14 protein-coding genes are annotated in these 15,324 nt (G+C 66.6%); 3 read left to right on the plus strand and 11 right to left on the minus strand.

From position 1 onward, the window contains the following. Positions 1-47: 47 nt before the first annotated feature. The 11 genes from ASF30_RS13465 to ASF30_RS13515 all read right to left on the minus strand — a co-directional run bounded on the left by ASF30_RS13465 (position 48) and on the right by ASF30_RS13515 (position 12,233). Entirely contained in the window at positions 48-845 is a 798-nt protein-coding gene (locus ASF30_RS13465) for a hypothetical protein (RefSeq protein WP_055907482.1), read from the minus strand. After that, complete coding sequence (locus ASF30_RS13470; protein WP_055907485.1) at positions 842-1,609, minus strand: hypothetical protein; 768 nt, start codon at positions 1,607-1,609, stop codon at positions 842-844. Before ASF30_RS13470 ends, ASF30_RS13465 begins: the two co-directional genes overlap by 4 nt. After that, complete coding sequence (pilM, locus tag ASF30_RS13475) at positions 1,606-2,655, minus strand: type IV pilus assembly protein PilM (protein ID WP_055907488.1); 1,050 nt, start codon at positions 2,653-2,655, stop codon at positions 1,606-1,608. Before pilM ends, ASF30_RS13470 begins: the two co-directional genes overlap by 4 nt. Before the next feature lie 33 nt (positions 2,656-2,688). Next, positions 2,689-3,519, minus strand: a complete 831-nt coding sequence (locus ASF30_RS13480) for a prepilin peptidase (protein ID WP_055907491.1) — start codon at positions 3,517-3,519, stop codon at positions 2,689-2,691. Positions 3,520-3,522: 3 nt separating this feature from the next. After that, positions 3,523-5,451, minus strand: coding sequence for a hypothetical protein (locus ASF30_RS13485; protein ID WP_157497395.1), 1,929 nt, complete (start codon positions 5,449-5,451; stop codon positions 3,523-3,525). Next, positions 5,442-6,047: a PilW family protein gene (locus tag ASF30_RS13490; protein ID WP_055907498.1), complete on the minus strand. Its 606-nt coding sequence runs from the start codon at positions 6,045-6,047 to the stop codon at positions 5,442-5,444. Before ASF30_RS13490 ends, ASF30_RS13485 begins: the two co-directional genes overlap by 10 nt. A gap of 2 nt (positions 6,048-6,049) precedes the next feature. Beyond that, positions 6,050-6,436 (minus strand): hypothetical protein, encoded by a 387-nt coding sequence (locus ASF30_RS13495; RefSeq protein ID WP_055907502.1) that lies wholly within the window; start codon positions 6,434-6,436, stop codon positions 6,050-6,052. A gap of 146 nt (positions 6,437-6,582) precedes the next feature. After that, positions 6,583-7,023: a type II secretion system protein gene (locus ASF30_RS23530; RefSeq protein WP_082467808.1), complete on the minus strand. Its 441-nt coding sequence runs from the start codon at positions 7,021-7,023 to the stop codon at positions 6,583-6,585. Between the two features lie 205 nt (positions 7,024-7,228). After that, complete coding sequence (locus ASF30_RS13505) at positions 7,229-8,464, minus strand: type II secretion system F family protein (RefSeq protein WP_055907505.1); 1,236 nt, start codon at positions 8,462-8,464, stop codon at positions 7,229-7,231. Positions 8,465-8,467: 3 nt separating this feature from the next. Beyond that, positions 8,468-10,537, minus strand: coding sequence for a type IV pilus twitching motility protein PilT (locus ASF30_RS23385; RefSeq protein WP_235480334.1), 2,070 nt, complete (start codon positions 10,535-10,537; stop codon positions 8,468-8,470). A 25-nt stretch (positions 10,538-10,562) separates the two neighbouring features. Then, complete coding sequence (locus ASF30_RS13515) at positions 10,563-12,233, minus strand: GspE/PulE family protein (RefSeq protein ID WP_055907508.1); 1,671 nt, start codon at positions 12,231-12,233, stop codon at positions 10,563-10,565. 285 nt (positions 12,234-12,518) lie between these two features. On the opposite strand from ASF30_RS13515, the gene ASF30_RS13520 reads away from it, so the two are divergent. The 3 genes from ASF30_RS13520 to ASF30_RS13530 are packed head-to-tail and all read left to right on the plus strand — an operon-like array spanning position 12,519 to position 15,296. Next, positions 12,519-13,520: an acetylxylan esterase gene (locus ASF30_RS13520; RefSeq protein ID WP_055907511.1), complete on the plus strand. Its 1,002-nt coding sequence runs from the start codon at positions 12,519-12,521 to the stop codon at positions 13,518-13,520. Between the two features lie 37 nt (positions 13,521-13,557). Beyond that, the gene (locus ASF30_RS13525) at positions 13,558-14,514 is read left to right on the plus strand and encodes an N-acetylglucosamine kinase (RefSeq protein WP_055907514.1); all 957 of its coding nucleotides are present in this window, start codon (positions 13,558-13,560) and stop codon (positions 14,512-14,514) included. A 44-nt stretch (positions 14,515-14,558) separates the two neighbouring features. Beyond that, complete coding sequence (locus ASF30_RS13530) at positions 14,559-15,296, plus strand: alpha/beta hydrolase (protein ID WP_055907517.1); 738 nt, start codon at positions 14,559-14,561, stop codon at positions 15,294-15,296. Positions 15,297-15,324: the final 28 nt, after the last annotated feature.

The following is a 15,324-nucleotide window of genomic DNA, read 5'->3' on the forward strand; positions in this document are numbered from 1 at the left end:
CTAGCAACGGGGCGCCCGGTGGGGCGTTAGGCGTGCGGGTGGCGGCGTCAGCCGGCCGCAGCGGGTGCCGGAGCCGCCGCGCCGCCGCTCAGGTACACGTAGACGTAGCCGCTGATCGTGCTGTCGACGGCGGTGCCGGTGGGAAGGGTGGCCTGGACGGGGGCGTCGCCGTCGCCGGAGTCGGCCGTCGCCGCGGCCGCAGCCTGCTTCGTGGTGAGGACGTTGACGAGCATGAGTCGAGAGCCGCTCTGCAACGACTCGACGAAGTCGAGAACGTTGGCGTTCTCGCCACTCACCGTGAGGGAGATGGGAATCGCGACGAAGTTCGTCGGAGTGACGAGAGAGCTGGTCGGCTCCCCCATCGCGGCTGAGTCCGTCGACGCAGCTGCTGCAGGTGCGGGCGTCGCCGCCGGAGAGGCGCTCGGACTCGGCGTGGGAGTCGACGTCGACCCTTCAGCCGCAGGCGTCGCCGCAGCAGCGGCCGGCTTCTCGACAGCGCCGGCATACGGCTGCCCCTCGCCCACTGTCACACCGGTGATCGCCACTGTGCGCTGGGTTGCCGAGGCGAGCACCTCACGCATGAAGTCGCTGATGTCGACATCCGCGGGAATCGATCTCTGGAGAGCAGCGAGCTTCGCCTTCTCCTCCTTGATGTGTTTGGAGTCGGCAATCATGCTGGCCAGATCTGCCTCGAGGCCCGTGTTCTGAACGAGGACTGATGCACGCTGGCTGTCTGCCGCTGCGGCCGCCGCGAGCTGCGGTGAGATGCCGAGGAACCAGCCTCCAGCGACAAGGAGAACCGCGACCAGCGTCGCCCCGATGATCCAGAGCCTGGTCGCGTTCATTCGGAGTCTCCAGTCGTGGCTGTTGCATCGGAGTCGGTGGCCGCGGGTTCTGGCTTGAAGCGGCTCCTGAATGCGTCCTTGTTCACATGGATGACGACGCTCACCTGATACTGGCCCGTCGTTGCGTCGCCGGTGATGGCACTCGGCACCGCATCGGCGAAGCCCGGCAGCGTCGCCAGCCGGTCGATCCAGTCAGGGACTGATGGCAGTTCGGTGCTGGTGACGCTGAGCGCCACGGATGCGACCTTCGGCCCCTGAAGCGGCGCTGTCGCCTGGGTGTATTCGGCGAGTGGACTCGCGGAGTCGACGCTGACGTCCGTGATCACGGCCGTGGCGGGCAGGGTGGCGGTCAACGCCTGGAGGTAGTCCTTCCAGTCGATCTCCGTCCATGCTCCGATTCGCTGGGCATCTGTCAGCGCAGTGGTCTGCTGCTGCACCTGGCGGATCTCCGAGTACTTCTGCTGCTCGAGAAGGAGGTCATTCGTGCGCTGCTGTTCGATCGCGAGATTCGCCGCACTGGTGATGGCGGCAAGGGTGGATGCAGCAATGCCGATGACGACGAGGACGGCGAGCAGGACGACCCCGACGGCAATACGGCGGTGGAGACGCTTGGAGGTGCGCTCGGAGCGCACTTCGGCCGGCAGCAGATCGACTCGGGGTACCCCGCCGATCGCGATATCTGATCCGGACCGTTGCTTGGGAGCGACTGCAGCCTTGTCCTTCTTCGACGACTTCGGCTCGACGCGTTCCTCGGTGGCGGTCATGCTGCTGCCGCCATCGCGAGGCCGAGCGCCACTGCTGCCGACGGGCCCTGCCTGCGCATCTCGGCTTCATCGAGTTTCCGCGAGACGGCGAACCGCTCGAACGGGTCGGCGATGTGCACGGGGAGCCGCGTGAACTCCTGCAGCACCCTGTCGAAACCGGGAACCGCGGCACCACCGCCGCTGAGGAGAATGCGACTCGGTTGCTGCGCAGGCCGCGTGTTCACGAAGTATGTCAGCGTGTTCCGGATGCTGGTGAGCAGCTCCCCGGTCAGCTCGTAGACCGTCTCGAGTGCGCGCTGATATTGAGGCTCGACGGGGGAACTCGAGAGCCCGATCGTGCGTTTGAAGGTCTCGGCCTGTTCGACAGGGATCTCGAGGCGCGCAGCCAGAGTCTGCGTGAGGTCGACGCTGCCGGTGGGGATGATTCGCAGGAACTGGGGAACACCGTTCGTCGCAATGACGACGCTCGTCGTTCCACCACCGACCTCGACGAGCATCACTGTGCCCGACCCTCGCTCGTCGCGCAGGAACACACGCGACAGCGCGAACGGGATGAGGTCGACCTCGACGGTGGAGAGGCCCGCGAGTTTCGCGGCGCGGATGTTGGCCATCACCGCGTCCTTCGCTGCAGCGACCAGGAGACCCTGCACCTGGGGGCCCTGCTCGGTCTCGATCTCTGCGACGGGGTAGAAGTCGAGAAGCGCTTCCGCCACGGGCATGGGCAGCATCTCCTGCACCTGGAACGGCAGTGATTCGCGGATGCGCTGGAGCGGCATCCGCGGCACCGTCAGGTCACGGGCGAGAACCTTGTGGTTTCCGACGCCGATCGCGATCGACTTGGAGGTGAAACCACCGGTGGACCACAGCCTCTTGAGCGCTGTTGCGACGGTGTTGGGCTCGACCACCTCGCCGCGCACGATGGCACCCTCCGGCAGCGGCATCTCGTTGTACCGCTCGATGGTGGGGCGGGACTTGTCCGCATCCGACAACTCGACGGCCCGCAGCATCCCTCCCCCGAAATCGACTCCGACTATCGACGTGGCCATACGACGCCCTCGCTCTCATTCATCGTGTGCATTTCAGACTCCCAGGCCGAACAGACTCAAGTACCACGCGGCGATGGGCTCACCGACGAGGATTCCGATCCAGGCGCCGAGCAGCATCCATGGCCCGAAGGGGATCCCCTGCCCGCGCTGACCCCGCTTGGCGATCAGGACCGCGACGCCGAAGAGTCCGCCCAAAAGGAAAGCAGAGAAGGCGCCGATCACGAGCGGGCCCCAGCCGAGGAAGCCGAGGAAGAGACCGAGCACTCCGGCGAGCTTCACGTCTCCTCCTCCCATCCACGCGGGCGAGATGAGGAAGAGGACCAGGTAGAAGCCGCCGAGGCTCAGCAGTCCGATGCCCGCGGTCACGAGCGAAGTCCAGTCGCCGCTCAGCCAGGCCGCGGCGACGAAGGCGACGACCCCAACGGCGTACGCCGGGAGCACGATGGCGTTCGGCAGCCTGTGCGTATCGATGTCGATGAGAGCCAGGGCGACGCTGATCGATGCTAGATAGAGGTACGCCACCAGGGCGAGGATGCCGCCGACGACAGCGGGAACTGTGTCGACGTCGAACAGCGGTGGAACGAATCGCAGCGCCGCGAGCACGAACAGGATCGCGGTTCCCGCTTCGACGAGCGGGTAGCGGATGGAGATCGGCTCAGCGCAGGAACGGCAACGCCCTCGCAGGAGCATCCACGACAGAACAGGGATGTTGTCGTACGGCTTGATCTCGCTGCCACAGCCCGGGCAGGCGCTGGGCGGGGAGACGATCGAGGCGCCGATGGGAACGCGATAGATCACGACGTTGAGGAAGGAGCCGATCGCTCCACCGAGGATCGCCACCAGGATCAGTACTGCCCAGATCATCCGCTACCCCGTCACGTCGAAGCGCGAAGTGATGTTGACCGAGACCGAGCCCGCGCTCGCCGGTCCGCCGGGGATGCTCACACCGGGAACGGTCATGACGGCGCGGGTGAACTTGAAACCTGTCGGATAGGACGAGCTGCCCGAGTAGATCTGCCCATTGAAGGTCGCGCCGTTCGTGAGCTTGAAGAAGCACGGAGTGTAGAAGAAGACACTCGTCTTGCTGTCGGGTGCGGCCTTGTTCAGGGTGATGTCGCGCGACGGCGAGCACGCCGCCTTCTTCTGGCCCGGGGCGTTGACGGGGTCGGCGTCACTCCAGGTCACGCCGGGGGAATCCGATGGGACGATCCACATCATGTTGTGCACGGCGCCATCGTTCGACTTGATTGTGAGGTCGTTCTGCGAGTCGAACCCGGTCATGCTCGAGAAGGCGAGGTCTCCGCGGAGCTTGACCGTGTCATTTCCGAGGGTGACCGCGTTGGCACAGTTGAACTTCACCAGCAGCTTGATCGTCGGGTTGACCTGGTAGGTGCTCAGCAGCGTGTCGAGGCGCGGTGTCCAGTCCGAGTTGTTACTGCTGCACATGTTCGCCGGCGCCGTGACGATCGTCCACCCGGCCCACTTCGTGGCGTACTCCGAGGCGAAGATCTGCGGCATCCCCTGGCGCGGCGGTGCCGTGACCTTGACGACGCTCGATGCTGTGCCGAGGTTCAATGTGGTGGCCGGGGAGAACATCGGCAATTCGACCACGAAGCTCGGCGTTGCCGTCGACGGAGTCGGCAGGAAGACGCTGTTCGCCGCGCATGCGGGGAACACTGTGCCGGCGTCGGCATCGCAGTAGCCGGTTGCCGGATTCGGGACCTTGTTGAGGGCGATCTTTCCGCCGGTGGCAACTACACCGAGCGCGCCGCCGTCGTTGCTCGAGGTGACCTGGCCGGTCAGAGACACGACATTGCCTGCGACGGTCTTGTTGCCGCCACCGATGCCGATGTCACCGCGGGCGTAGAGGCTTCCCTTGACGACGGTGCCGTTGTTACCCAGCGTGATCTTGCCGCCGAGCGAGTAGATGGAGCCGCACACGTTGGCCGCCACGCCACTGGTGCACGTGAAGCCCGAGGAGTCGCCGGCGGTCACGTTGTTGTTGACCACGACGTTGCCGCCGATGTGGGACTTGCCGAGGTCTGCCTTGCCTGTGGCGAAGACGCTGCCGCTGAGGTTGACGTCGGAGGCGTTGAGCTGCACGTCGCCATCCACCCAGATCGTACCGAGCGCCTTGCAGGTGTTCGTGATCTCGAGACCACCGCGGGCGTAGATCGTGCCCTCGATGATGCCGTCCGTCTTGCAGGTCACCTTGTTGTTGCTGTACACGTTGCCGTCGAGGGCGTTGTCGGCGGAATCGTGCACCTCTGAGCTGTTGTCGAGCAGCATCGAGCCTTCGGTGAAGATCGCCTTGTCGAGCGAGATGCCGCCGGGGACGATCTGGATGTCGATCGTCGCGCCGACCTTCGCCTGGTTTCCGTTCGAGGCTCCCGCGACTCCCTGGGAATCTGCGAACCCGGTGGACACGATCTGCGCGGAGGTCGGGGTTCCTGCCACCATGCCTCCGGCGCAGGCGAGAGGGCCGGTGATTCCCGTGTACGTGACGACGGCCGAGAAGGGCGGCTCAGTCGAGGCGTTCGTCTTAGCACAGACGAAGTTGCCCGCCATCAGCTGCGCACGGACGGCCTCGATGCCGGAGTTGGCGTTGGCCTGCGACTGGATGAGAGCGCGCGTGGAGGTGGAGAAACCAGCCGCTGACGCAGCTGCTGAGGTGACGACGAGGCTCACGACGATGAGCATGAACAGCAGCCCGATGACGGCCGCCATCGCGACTCCGCCCTCGTCCTGATGAAGTCGGGAGGAACGAATGCGGTTGAGCACGCGTGTCAGAAGCATGTCGTCGGCCCCGTCGTGGTGTCAGGTTGCTGCAGTGTGATGATGATCGTCTGATAGGTCGCCCCGGCCACGTCGCCGGCCCTCACGTTGTAGTTCGTGGTGAGTTTCGGGCCGTTCGAGTCGGTGGAGTTGACGAATGGCGTCGTGGACGACGTCACGCCGGCCGACAACAGCGTCCAGCCGTGTCCCGTCAGGTCTGAAATCGCTGGAACCGGCACAGCTGCTGACGAGTTCGATTTCGTGTAGACCTTCTGGTTCACCGAGTCGTAGTACCAGGCGAGGCAGCGCCACGTCGTGGTCTTGACGGATCCGGTGAGTTTCACGATGGAACTTCGCGCCCGGAGCAGCTGATCGTTGGGACGACCTGGAACCGACGCCACATTGAGGCTGGTCGCATTCCGGATGCCGGCATCGACGGATCGTGCGATGAGCTGCCCACCCTGCACAGTCGAGGTCGAGTTCGTCACCGTCGCACTGATACGCAGGCTGTTCAGGAGGATGCTGCCGACGATGAAGGCCACGAGAAGGAACAGACCGACGTAGATGAGCAGCTCGATGAGCGTATAGCCCTCGTCGTGCTGCTTGAGGCGATCCATGGTCAGCTCGCCGCCGTAACGACGACGAGCGCCCTGGCGCTCGCGAGTTCCTCGCCGGTCTTCGCGGAGAAGACACGGACACCCACCTGCATGGTCGCGGGGTAGACCGCCGGGCAGGTTGAGACTGTACGCGTGTAGGTGAGTCCCTCGGCATTCATCGCGGGCACTGCTGTGGGTGTCGCCACTGAGAGGCTCGACATCGCTACACAGGTGGCCGTGAGCTTCGCCTGCTGCCTGGCGAGATCGGTCTGGGTGTTCACGATCTGGGCGGCCCTGGCCACGAGGATGTTCGTGCGCGAGAGCTGCATGGTGTTAGCGAAGAGGGGGAACATGCAGAGGGCGACGACGGCCAGGAGGAGTACTGCGACGATGATCTCGACGAGGCCCATGCCATTTTCCCCTGCAGCACGGAGAGTCACGCGGCGCCTGGAATCGCGAGCGGACACGTTTGGACCTCCGTCCCTGATACCGCGGTGAAACGATGAGAGGTGGGGCACCGGCGACGGCCGGCACCCCACCTGACAGTGGGTGATGTTTAGGAGCACTCGCCCTTAACAACGCCACCATCTGAAGTGACCGAGTACACGTGATCGGTGTCAGTCGCGGTGAAATCGGCGTTGTAGCCCTCGTAGCACCACTCGGACCCGGGGCCACTCGCCGCGGTACCCGCGGTGATGACGACAGCGTCGGTGTCGTCGGTGTAGCCGTAGTCGCCGAGTGCGGTGATGTCGGGTGCGTCGGTGTCGCCCGGGTTCGCCGTGTAGTTGGCGATGATCGCAGTCTTGAGGTTGTTCAGCCCGGACTGCGTAGCCGAGTCCTTCGCGCTGTTCTGGATTCCCAGGAAGACCGGGATGGCGATGGCGGCGAGGATGCCGATGATGAGGACGACGACGAGGAGCTCGATGAGGGTGAAGCCCTTTTCGTTGCCCTCGAGGTCTGCGCGGCGCTTGTTCAGCGCGTTGAGGAGACGAGTCATGTGATTGGTCCAATCAATGTAGGGAGTGATGGAGTGACGAGCTCGGGGCCGTCACTTGTGATGCTATTCGCGGCATATTCACGGGCAGAATCCCGCGAACAGGGGGGATGCGGGATATTCGTGGCCCCAGTTCTCGGGGGTCGCGGCCGCCCCGCAGGCATCGAAGGGTCACATGCGGACTGAGGCATGTATTTCGCGGTCGTGACTACTTGATGAGGGTGAAGATCTGGAAGACGGGCATGTACAGCGCAACGACCATGCCGCCGATGACGACTCCGATGAAGGCGATCATGAGGGGTTCGATGAGTGCGGTCAGCTGCTCGGTCGCCGCCTGCACCTCCTGGTCATAGAAATCCGCGACCTTGCTCAACATGACCTCGAGCGAGCCGGAGTCCTCTCCCACGGCGATCATCTGCACCACCATGGTCGGGAAGATCGCTTCCTCGGCCAACGGGCCGGCGATCGACTTGCCCTGACGCACCGAATCCTGCACCTTCTGCAGAGCCCGTTCGATGACGATATTGCCGCTCGTCTCCCCCACGATGGTCAGGGACTGAAGGATCGGCACGCCGGACGCCATCATCGTGGAGAAGTTGCGGGCGAAGCGGGCGATCGAGAGCTTCTGCAGGATCTTTCCGAAGACGGGAAGCTTCAACTTGAGTGGATCGACGACAGCACGCACCTTCTCGGTGTGCTTGTTCTGCCCCCACCAGATCGAGAAGACGATCGATCCCACGATGAGAACTGGCGCGAGCCAGGTCATGTTCTCGGACAACACGACGAGTACCTGCGTCGGCAGCGGCAGTTGGCCGCCCAACTGCTCGAACATCGTCTTGAAGATGGGCACGACGAAGATGAGCATGATGATCACGCCCACGACTGACATGAGGAGCACGATCACCGGGTAGGTGAGAGCGGACTTGATGGTGTCGCGCAGCTTCGCCTCGTCCTCGAAGTTCTTCGCGATCTTCTCGAGTGCCTCGTCGATGAACCCGCCCGTCTCACCCGCCTTCACGAGATTGAGCATGATGGGAGGGAAGACCCGGGGATGCTTGCGCATGGCATCCGACAGCGACAGTCCGGTCTCGACATCGCTGCGCACCTCACCCAGCACCTTGGCCAGAGCGGGGTTCTCGGTCTGGTCGGCCAGGATGTTGAGGGTGCGGATGAGAGACAAGCCGGCCGAGGTCATGGTCGCCATCTGACGCGCGGCGATTGCGAGGTCTTTGAGCTTGACCTTCTTCTCGAAGCCGGGGATCTTGATCTCACGGCCGAGGCCGGTACCGGCCGGCGCCTCCGTGATGTCGATGGGCGTCACGCCCAGGGCCTTGAGTTTGCTCACGACCGCGGACTGGTTGGGGGCCTCGATGCGGCCCTTCGCTGACTTGCCCTCGGTATCACGGCCCGTGTAGTTGAACGCGAGCGTCGCCGGCGCAGCCATCGGCTAGTGCCCCGATCCGGAGAACGCATCTCCATAGTCGATACCGTCGACCGAGCCGCCGGCCTCGTGCCGCTCATCGCGTTGGATGAGGCGCTTCAGGCTTTCGAGGTCGTGCGACTTCTCGACGGCGGCCGCGCGCGTGATGGTGCCGGCATCCACGAGCTCTGCAAGGTGCTGGTCGAGGGTGTGCATACCGAGACCGCGACCGGCCTGCATGGCCGAGTCGATCTGGTAGGTCTTGCCCTCGCGCACGAGGTTGCTGATGGCCGGCGTCATGACGAGCACCTCGGTGGCCACAGCACGCCCGATGCCGCTGGCCTTCTTCACCAGCGTCTGAGTCACCACGCCCTGCAGAGTCGCTGCGAGCTGCGCGCGAACCTGGTTCTGCTGGTGTGGCGGGTAGACGTCGATGATGCGGTCGATGGTCTGCGCCGCGCTCTGCGTGTGCAGCGTGGCGAAGACGAGGTGGCCGGTCTCGGCTGCGGTGAGGGCGACGGAGATGGTCTCCAGGTCGCGGAGCTCGCCCACCAGGATGACATCGGGGTCCTGGCGCAGCACGTGCTTGAGCGCGGCGGCGAAGCTGTGCGTGTCGTGCCCGACCTCGCGCTGGTTGACCAACGACTTCTTGTGGTTGTGCATGAACTCGATCGGGTCCTCGACCGTCACGATGTGGTCGGCGCGGGTCGAATTGACCAGGTCGATCAGGGCAGCCAGAGTCGTCGACTTACCCGAACCGGTCGGGCCGGTGACGAGCACGAGACCGCGGGCCAGCGTCGAGAAGCGTGACACCGTCGTCGGGATGCCGAGCTGGTCGAGGGTCTTGATCTCCGTCGGGATGAGACGGAAGGCAGCGCCGACGTTCTCGCGCTGCTGGTAGATGTTCACACGGAAGCGAGCGTTCTCCGAGATCGCGTACGCGAAGTCGAGCTCGAGCTCGCGCTCGAACTTCTGCTTCTGCGCCGGTGACAGGATGCTGTAGATCGCCTGCTTCGTCTTGTCGCTGGTCCACACCGGGCCGGGCAGCTGCGTCAGGCCACCGTGGATGCGGATGGTCGGCGCCGAGTTGGCCGTGACGTGGAGGTCGGATGCGCCCTGCAGCACCACCTCGGTGAGGGAGTGGACGAGGTCGCGGTCGGCGTCCGCCCGCGGTGCCGATTCCTCGGCGGGAACGGATGCTGCGGGCCGACCGTCCTGCGGCTCGCGCGCCGGTGCATGCGTCGGAGGGGTCCGGACGAGGTCGGCAACAGCCAGGTCAGCTGCCGGCGCTGCGGCGGCGTCACCCGTCGGCGCGTCCGCGTCTGCCGGCGCCACAGGCGCGACCGGCGGCGTCAGATCGAGCACCTCGGTCGGCAGCACCGGCAGCACAGCCGTGGTGGGGTGCGGCTCAGCGGCTTCGGTGCGGAAGAGACCGGAGTCGAGGGGCGCGGTCTTCGAGAAGTCGGGCACGGCAGGGTGCACGGGCTCGGCAGCGTCGGCCGGCACGGCAGAAGCAGCGGGCGCGGCGGGAGCTGCGGCATCCGTACCGCCCACGAGTCCGTCGGTGAACGGGTTGCCGGTCTCGGCCGCGATCTCGGCGCGTCGCGAACGACGTGACTCACCGACGGGCGGAGCCACCGGGGCAGGGAGGGGCACAGCGAGCGGCGCCACCGATGCTGCAGCCTCCACGGGTGCGACCACTGGAGCAACGACCGGAGCCGGAACAGGAGCGGGCGCGGCGAAGGCGACGGGCTCGGGGTTCTGCACCTGCGACGCGTCGCGGAGGGCTTCCTGACGCAGGCTCTCACGCCACGATGCCTCGAGGGCCTCGGCCAGCGGGTCGGACGCAGCGGGCGAGACCTGCGACGGCTGCAGCGGCGGCACGGATACCGCGGCCGGCGGAGCAGCAGGAGCGGCCACAGGTGGCACGACCGCGGGCGGCACGGCAGCGGCAGGCGGCTGCGCAGGCACGGGCGCACTCGCCGGAGGCGGCGACATGGGCGCCGCTCCCCCGGTGCCACCCGTGAGCAGGGCGGCCCAGTCCTCGAACGAGATGCCCGGAGGGTTGACCGGCAGGTCGTTGTTCTGGTTCGTCATGACGTCTCCTTGTTCGCGCGGGTCGTCAGACGACGACACGCATGATCTCTTCAACGGATGTGAGTCCTGCCTGCACCTTGAGCCAGCCGTCCTGGCGGAGTGTGCGCATCCCGTTCGCCTGGGCGGCGCGCGCGATGTCGGATGACGCGGCACGGGCCACGGCCATCCGTTCGATCTCCTCGTTGACGGCCATGATCTCGTGCAGGGCGAGACGACCGCGGTAGCCGGTGTTCGAGCAGCTCGAGCATCCGGTGGGGGCGAAGGTTCCGACGGGTTCCCCGTTGGGGTCGACGTCGAAACGCAGGGCGGCGAGCTGGCGGGCTTCCGTGTAGATGGGGTGCTTGCAGCGCTCGCAGAGGCGGCGCGCCAGACGCTGAGCCACGACGCAATCGAGCGCGGACCCCACGAGGAATGGCTCGATGTCCATCTCGATGAGACGGGTCACGGCCGATGGCGCATCGTTGGTGTGCAGGGTCGAGAGCACGAGGTGGCCCGTGAGCGAGGCCTCGATGGCGATCTGCGCCGTCTCGTGGTCGCGGATCTCACCGAGCAGCACGACGTCGGGGTCGGAGCGCAGGATGCTGCGCAGGGCGCTGGCGAAGGTGAGGCCGGCCTTGGGGTTGACCTGCACCTGGTTGATGCCGGCCATGCGGTACTCGACCGGGTCCTCGACCGTGATGACGTTGACCTCGGTGCGCGCGACCTGGTTGAGCGTCGAGTACAGCGTCGTCGACTTTCCGGAACCGGTCGGGCCCGTCACGAGGATCATGCCGTACGGCTTCGAGTACGAGTCGCGATAGATGCCGGCGTTGGCCTCGCTGAGCCCCAGGTCGCGCAGGTCGAGGCTGGTGTTCGTGTTGTCGAGGATTCGCATGACGACCTTCTCGCCCCACACCGTGGGAAGGGTCGCGACGCGCAGGTCGATCTTGCGGCCACCGGAGTTGACCGACATGCGGCCGTCCTGCGGCTTGCGACGCTCGGCGATGTCGATGTCGCTCATGATCTTGAGCCGCGAGATCACGCCGTTCTGAATGCTCTTGGGCGCGCTCTGCATCTCGTGCAGCACGCCGTCGATGCGGTACCGCACCCGAACGCTGTTCTCGGCCGGCTCGATGTGGATGTCCGACGCGTGGTCCTCGATCGCCTGGCTCACCAGGAGGTTGACGAAGCGCACGATGGGGGCGTCGTCGTCCTGCGAGTCCGACACGCTGAAGGCGTCAGTCAGGAGGGCGGCGTTCTCCTCCTCGAGGGTGTTCGTGAGGTCGGTGAGCTCGTCGTCGGCGCGGTGGTAGCGCGCGATGGCAGCGAGCAGGTCGCTGCGTTCGGCGACGACGGCCACGACCTGGAGTCCGGATGCCTCACGGACATCGTCGATCGCGAAGACGTCGCCGGGGTTCGTCATGGCGAGCACGATGCGCCCTGGAGCGAGGGCTATCGGCATGACCTCGTAGCGACGGCAGGTCGCCGCACTGACCAGCACGATGGCGGCCCGGTCGACGGGATAGTCGACCAGCTCGATGAACGGAACGCCGGCCTGGGCGGCCCGCGCCTTGGCGAGCTGCATCTCGTTGATGACGCCACGATCGACGAGGCCGCGCACGGCGCCCTCATCGGTCTCGTCCATGCCCATGATCTCGTCGAGATGCTCGATGGGCAGGTGTCCGTGCAGAATGAGGATCTCTGAAAGCGCAGCCACGCCGATCCTCCCGGTAGGGACACCAAAGCTGCGGCTATGGCCCGAGCGGCCGCAGTTTGTGTAGGGGCAAGAAAGGGAGCTCGGGTGAATTGTTCAGGTAACAGGGCAAGCTAACGGTGTTCGCACGCCTCCCACCAGTCCCGCAATCGGGGCACGTGCGGTGTCGGCCGTTTCGACGACCTTCGGACGACGGATGCCGTACCCCGTGATCGTGCCCGACGAGCTACTCCCGCGACGCCGATACGCTCGACAGGTCTCACCTTCACCGACGAGAACGGATGTCGCATGGCCCGGTTCGACCTCACCCTGCCGGAACTCGAGCTCTACCGTCCCGAGGTCACCGAGCCCGCCGACTTCGACGCCTTCTGGGAACGCACCCTCGACGAGGCGCGCGCCTTCCCGGCCGAGCCGGTCCTGGAACGCGTGGACTCGCCGCTCACGCAGGTCGAGGTCTACGACGTGACCTTCAACGGCTTCGCCGGGCAGCCCGTGAAGGCGTGGCTGCTGCTGCCGGCGAGCCACGGCGGGGAGTCCGCCGCCCCGCTCCCGGCCGTCGTCGAGTACCTCGGCTACGGCGGCGGACGCGGACTGCCGCACGAGCGGCTCGAGTGGGCGGCATCCGGCTACGCGCATCTCATCATGGACACCCGCGGTCAGGGCAGCGGCTGGGGCTCCGGCGGCGATACCCCCGACCCCGTGGGCACAGGGCCCTCCTCCCCCGGCTTCATGACCCGCGGCATCGAGAGCCCCGACAGCTACTACTACCGGCGGGTGTTCACCGATGCCGTGCGTCTCGTCGACGCCGCCCGCACGCTTCCGCAGATCGACGCGACACGCGTGGCGGTCACTGGCGTGAGCCAGGGCGGGGGAATCGCCGTCGCGGTCGCCGGGCTGGCCAAGGGCCTGATCGGCGTGCTGCCCGACGTGCCGTTCCTGCAGCATTTCGAGCGCGCCGTGGGTCTGACGGATGCGTTCCCGTACCAGGAGATCGTCACCTACCTCTCCGTTCACCGCGACTTGGTCGAGCAGAGCCATCGCACGCTGTCGTACTTCGACGGGGTGAACTTCGCCAAGCGGGCCTCGGCACCGGCGCTGTTCTCCACCGCGCTGCACGACCAGACCTGTCCGCCGTCCACTGTCTTCGCCACTCGCAACCAGTGGGCGACCGATGCCGCCATCGAGGTGTACCCGTTCAACCAGCACGAGGGCGGCCAGGCGCATCACTGGGTGAAGCAGGCTGCGTGGCTGGCGGAACGGCTGGCAGCGGTGCGGGCGGCATCCGTCTGAGGGAACCCGCGAGCGACCGCGCGACTACGATCGACGGGTGACTTCTCCCGCCTCCACCGCAGGTTCCGCCGCTCGTTCCGCCCTCGCCATCGACGCCGGCCAGACCGGCATCAAGGTGCGTCTCGACGACGCTGACGGCTCGCAGCGGGACTTCGAGTTCACCGGCATCCGCACCGACCGCCCGCTCATCCCCCAGCTCGCCGGCGTGGTCGTCGCCGTGGCCGAGGAGACCGGCAGCGACGTCGACGTCGTGAGCTTCGGCGTCTCGGGACTCACCCCGGAGCAGACCCGCCCCGAGGAGCTGCTCTCGGCGCTCAAGCCGTTCCGCGTGCGCGAGGTTCGACTCACGCACGACTCCATCGGCGCGTACCTCGGAGCCCTCGGAGCGTCACGCGGCGCCGTCGTCGCATCCGGCACCGGCGTCGTGACCCTCGGTGTCGGCGTCACCGCCGTCGCGCGCGTCGACGGCTGGGGCTACCTCATCGGCGACGCCGGCAGCGGCTACTCGATCGGGCGCGCTGCCCTCGACGCCGTCATGCGCGCCTACGACGGCCGCGGCGCCGAGACCGCCCTCACCGCGGTGGTGCAGCGCGAGTTCCCCGAGCTCGAGGAGGCCTACATCGACCTGCAGTCCGATGACGGACGTGTACGCCGCATCGCCGCGTACGCCGCCGTCGTCGGGGAATTGGCGGCGACGGATGCCGTCGCCGCCGGCATCATGACGGCCGCCGGTCATGATCTGGCGCTCTCGGCGCTCACGGCGCTGCGCCGCGTCGGCGAGGACGCGAACCGCACCGCCAGTGTGCGCGGCATCGGCGGCGTGTTCCGCTCCGCCGAGCTGGCCGGCGCCTTCGCCGCCTCAGTGCGTGAGGTGCTGCCGGATGCCGACATCCAGACCGGCTCCGCGCATCCGCTGGACGGGGTCGCACTCCTGCCTTCGGTCTCCCTCGACGGACCCTTCGGAGCTCACATCGCGGTGGCAGGCGGGCGCTGAATCTGCGCCTCGCGCACCTCATCACCCGGTCGTAGGGTGTCCCCATGGCCCTGATGCAGTGCAGCTTCTTCTCCGACGTTCTCGGCGTCACCACTCACGCGAACGTCATCCTGCCGCAGGAGGCGACCCTCACCGGCGCCCCGCTGCCGGTGCTCTACCTCCTGCACGGACGGTCGGATGACGAGACCGCGTGGCTGCGCTGGAGCGCGATCGAGCGGCACGCCACCGAACACGGCATCGCCGTGGTCATGCCCGCGGCCGGCCGCAGCTTCTACACCGACCAGGTTGTCGGCTACGACTACTTCACGTTCATCTCTGAGGAGCTGCCGCGGGTGATGCAGGGGTTCTTCCCGCTGTCGGGGGCGCGAGAGGACACCTTCGTCGCCGGGCTGTCGATGGGCGGCTACGGCGCCTTCAAGTGGGCCTTGAACAGGCCCGGCACAGTCGCCGCCGCGGCGAGCCTCTCGGGCGCACTCGACATCGCCATCAGGCCGCAGGATGCCGAATGGCTGGCGAACCATGGCAGCCTCGAGCAGGCGCGGGCCAAAGGGGACGACCTGTTCGCGCTGGCGGCCTCGCTCGATGCGGCATCCGTGCCGCCGCTGTTCCAGTGGTGCGGGATCGAGGACCACCTGATCGAGGAGAACCGGCGGTTCCGTGATGCGGCGGATGCCGCCGGCCTGCCACTCACCGCCAGCGAAGGGCCCGGCGGGCACGACTGGGCGCGGTGGGACGAGCAGATCCAGCGCGTGCTGGGGTGGCTGCCGTTGCGGACTCGCTGAGACTTCAACGAGTTGCCCACTTCCGCTG

Source organism: Leifsonia sp. Leaf264 (genome assembly GCF_001422325.1).
Classification (GTDB): Bacteria; Actinomycetota; Actinomycetes; order Actinomycetales; family Microbacteriaceae; genus Orlajensenia.

Bases quoted from the DNA above. Each gene is read 5' to 3' on its own strand.
- ASF30_RS13465 (WP_055907482.1), bottom strand. From the start codon at position 845: ATGAACGCGACCAGGCTCTGGATCATCGGGGCGACGCTGGTCGCGGTT.
- ASF30_RS13470 (WP_055907485.1), bottom strand. From the start codon at position 1,609: ATGACCGCCACCGAGGAACGCGTCGAGCCGAAGTCGTCGAAGAAGGAC.
- pilM (WP_055907488.1), bottom strand. From the start codon at position 2,655: ATGGCCACGTCGATAGTCGGAGTCGATTTCGGGGGAGGGATGCTGCGG.
- ASF30_RS13480 (WP_055907491.1), bottom strand. From the start codon at position 3,519: ATGATCTGGGCAGTACTGATCCTGGTGGCGATCCTCGGTGGAGCGATC.
- ASF30_RS13485 (WP_157497395.1), bottom strand. From the start codon at position 5,451: ATGCTTCTGACACGCGTGCTCAACCGCATTCGTTCCTCCCGACTTCAT.
- ASF30_RS13490 (WP_055907498.1), bottom strand. From the start codon at position 6,047: ATGGATCGCCTCAAGCAGCACGACGAGGGCTATACGCTCATCGAGCTG.
- ASF30_RS13495 (WP_055907502.1), bottom strand. From the start codon at position 6,436: ATGGGCCTCGTCGAGATCATCGTCGCAGTACTCCTCCTGGCCGTCGTC.
- ASF30_RS23530 (WP_082467808.1), bottom strand. From the start codon at position 7,023: ATGACTCGTCTCCTCAACGCGCTGAACAAGCGCCGCGCAGACCTCGAG.
- ASF30_RS13505 (WP_055907505.1), bottom strand. From the start codon at position 8,464: ATGGCTGCGCCGGCGACGCTCGCGTTCAACTACACGGGCCGTGATACC.
- ASF30_RS23385 (WP_235480334.1), bottom strand. From the start codon at position 10,537: ATGACGAACCAGAACAACGACCTGCCGGTCAACCCTCCGGGCATCTCG.
- ASF30_RS13520 (WP_055907511.1), top strand. From the start codon at position 12,519: ATGGCCCGGTTCGACCTCACCCTGCCGGAACTCGAGCTCTACCGTCCC.
- ASF30_RS13530 (WP_055907517.1), top strand. From the start codon at position 14,559: ATGGCCCTGATGCAGTGCAGCTTCTTCTCCGACGTTCTCGGCGTCACC.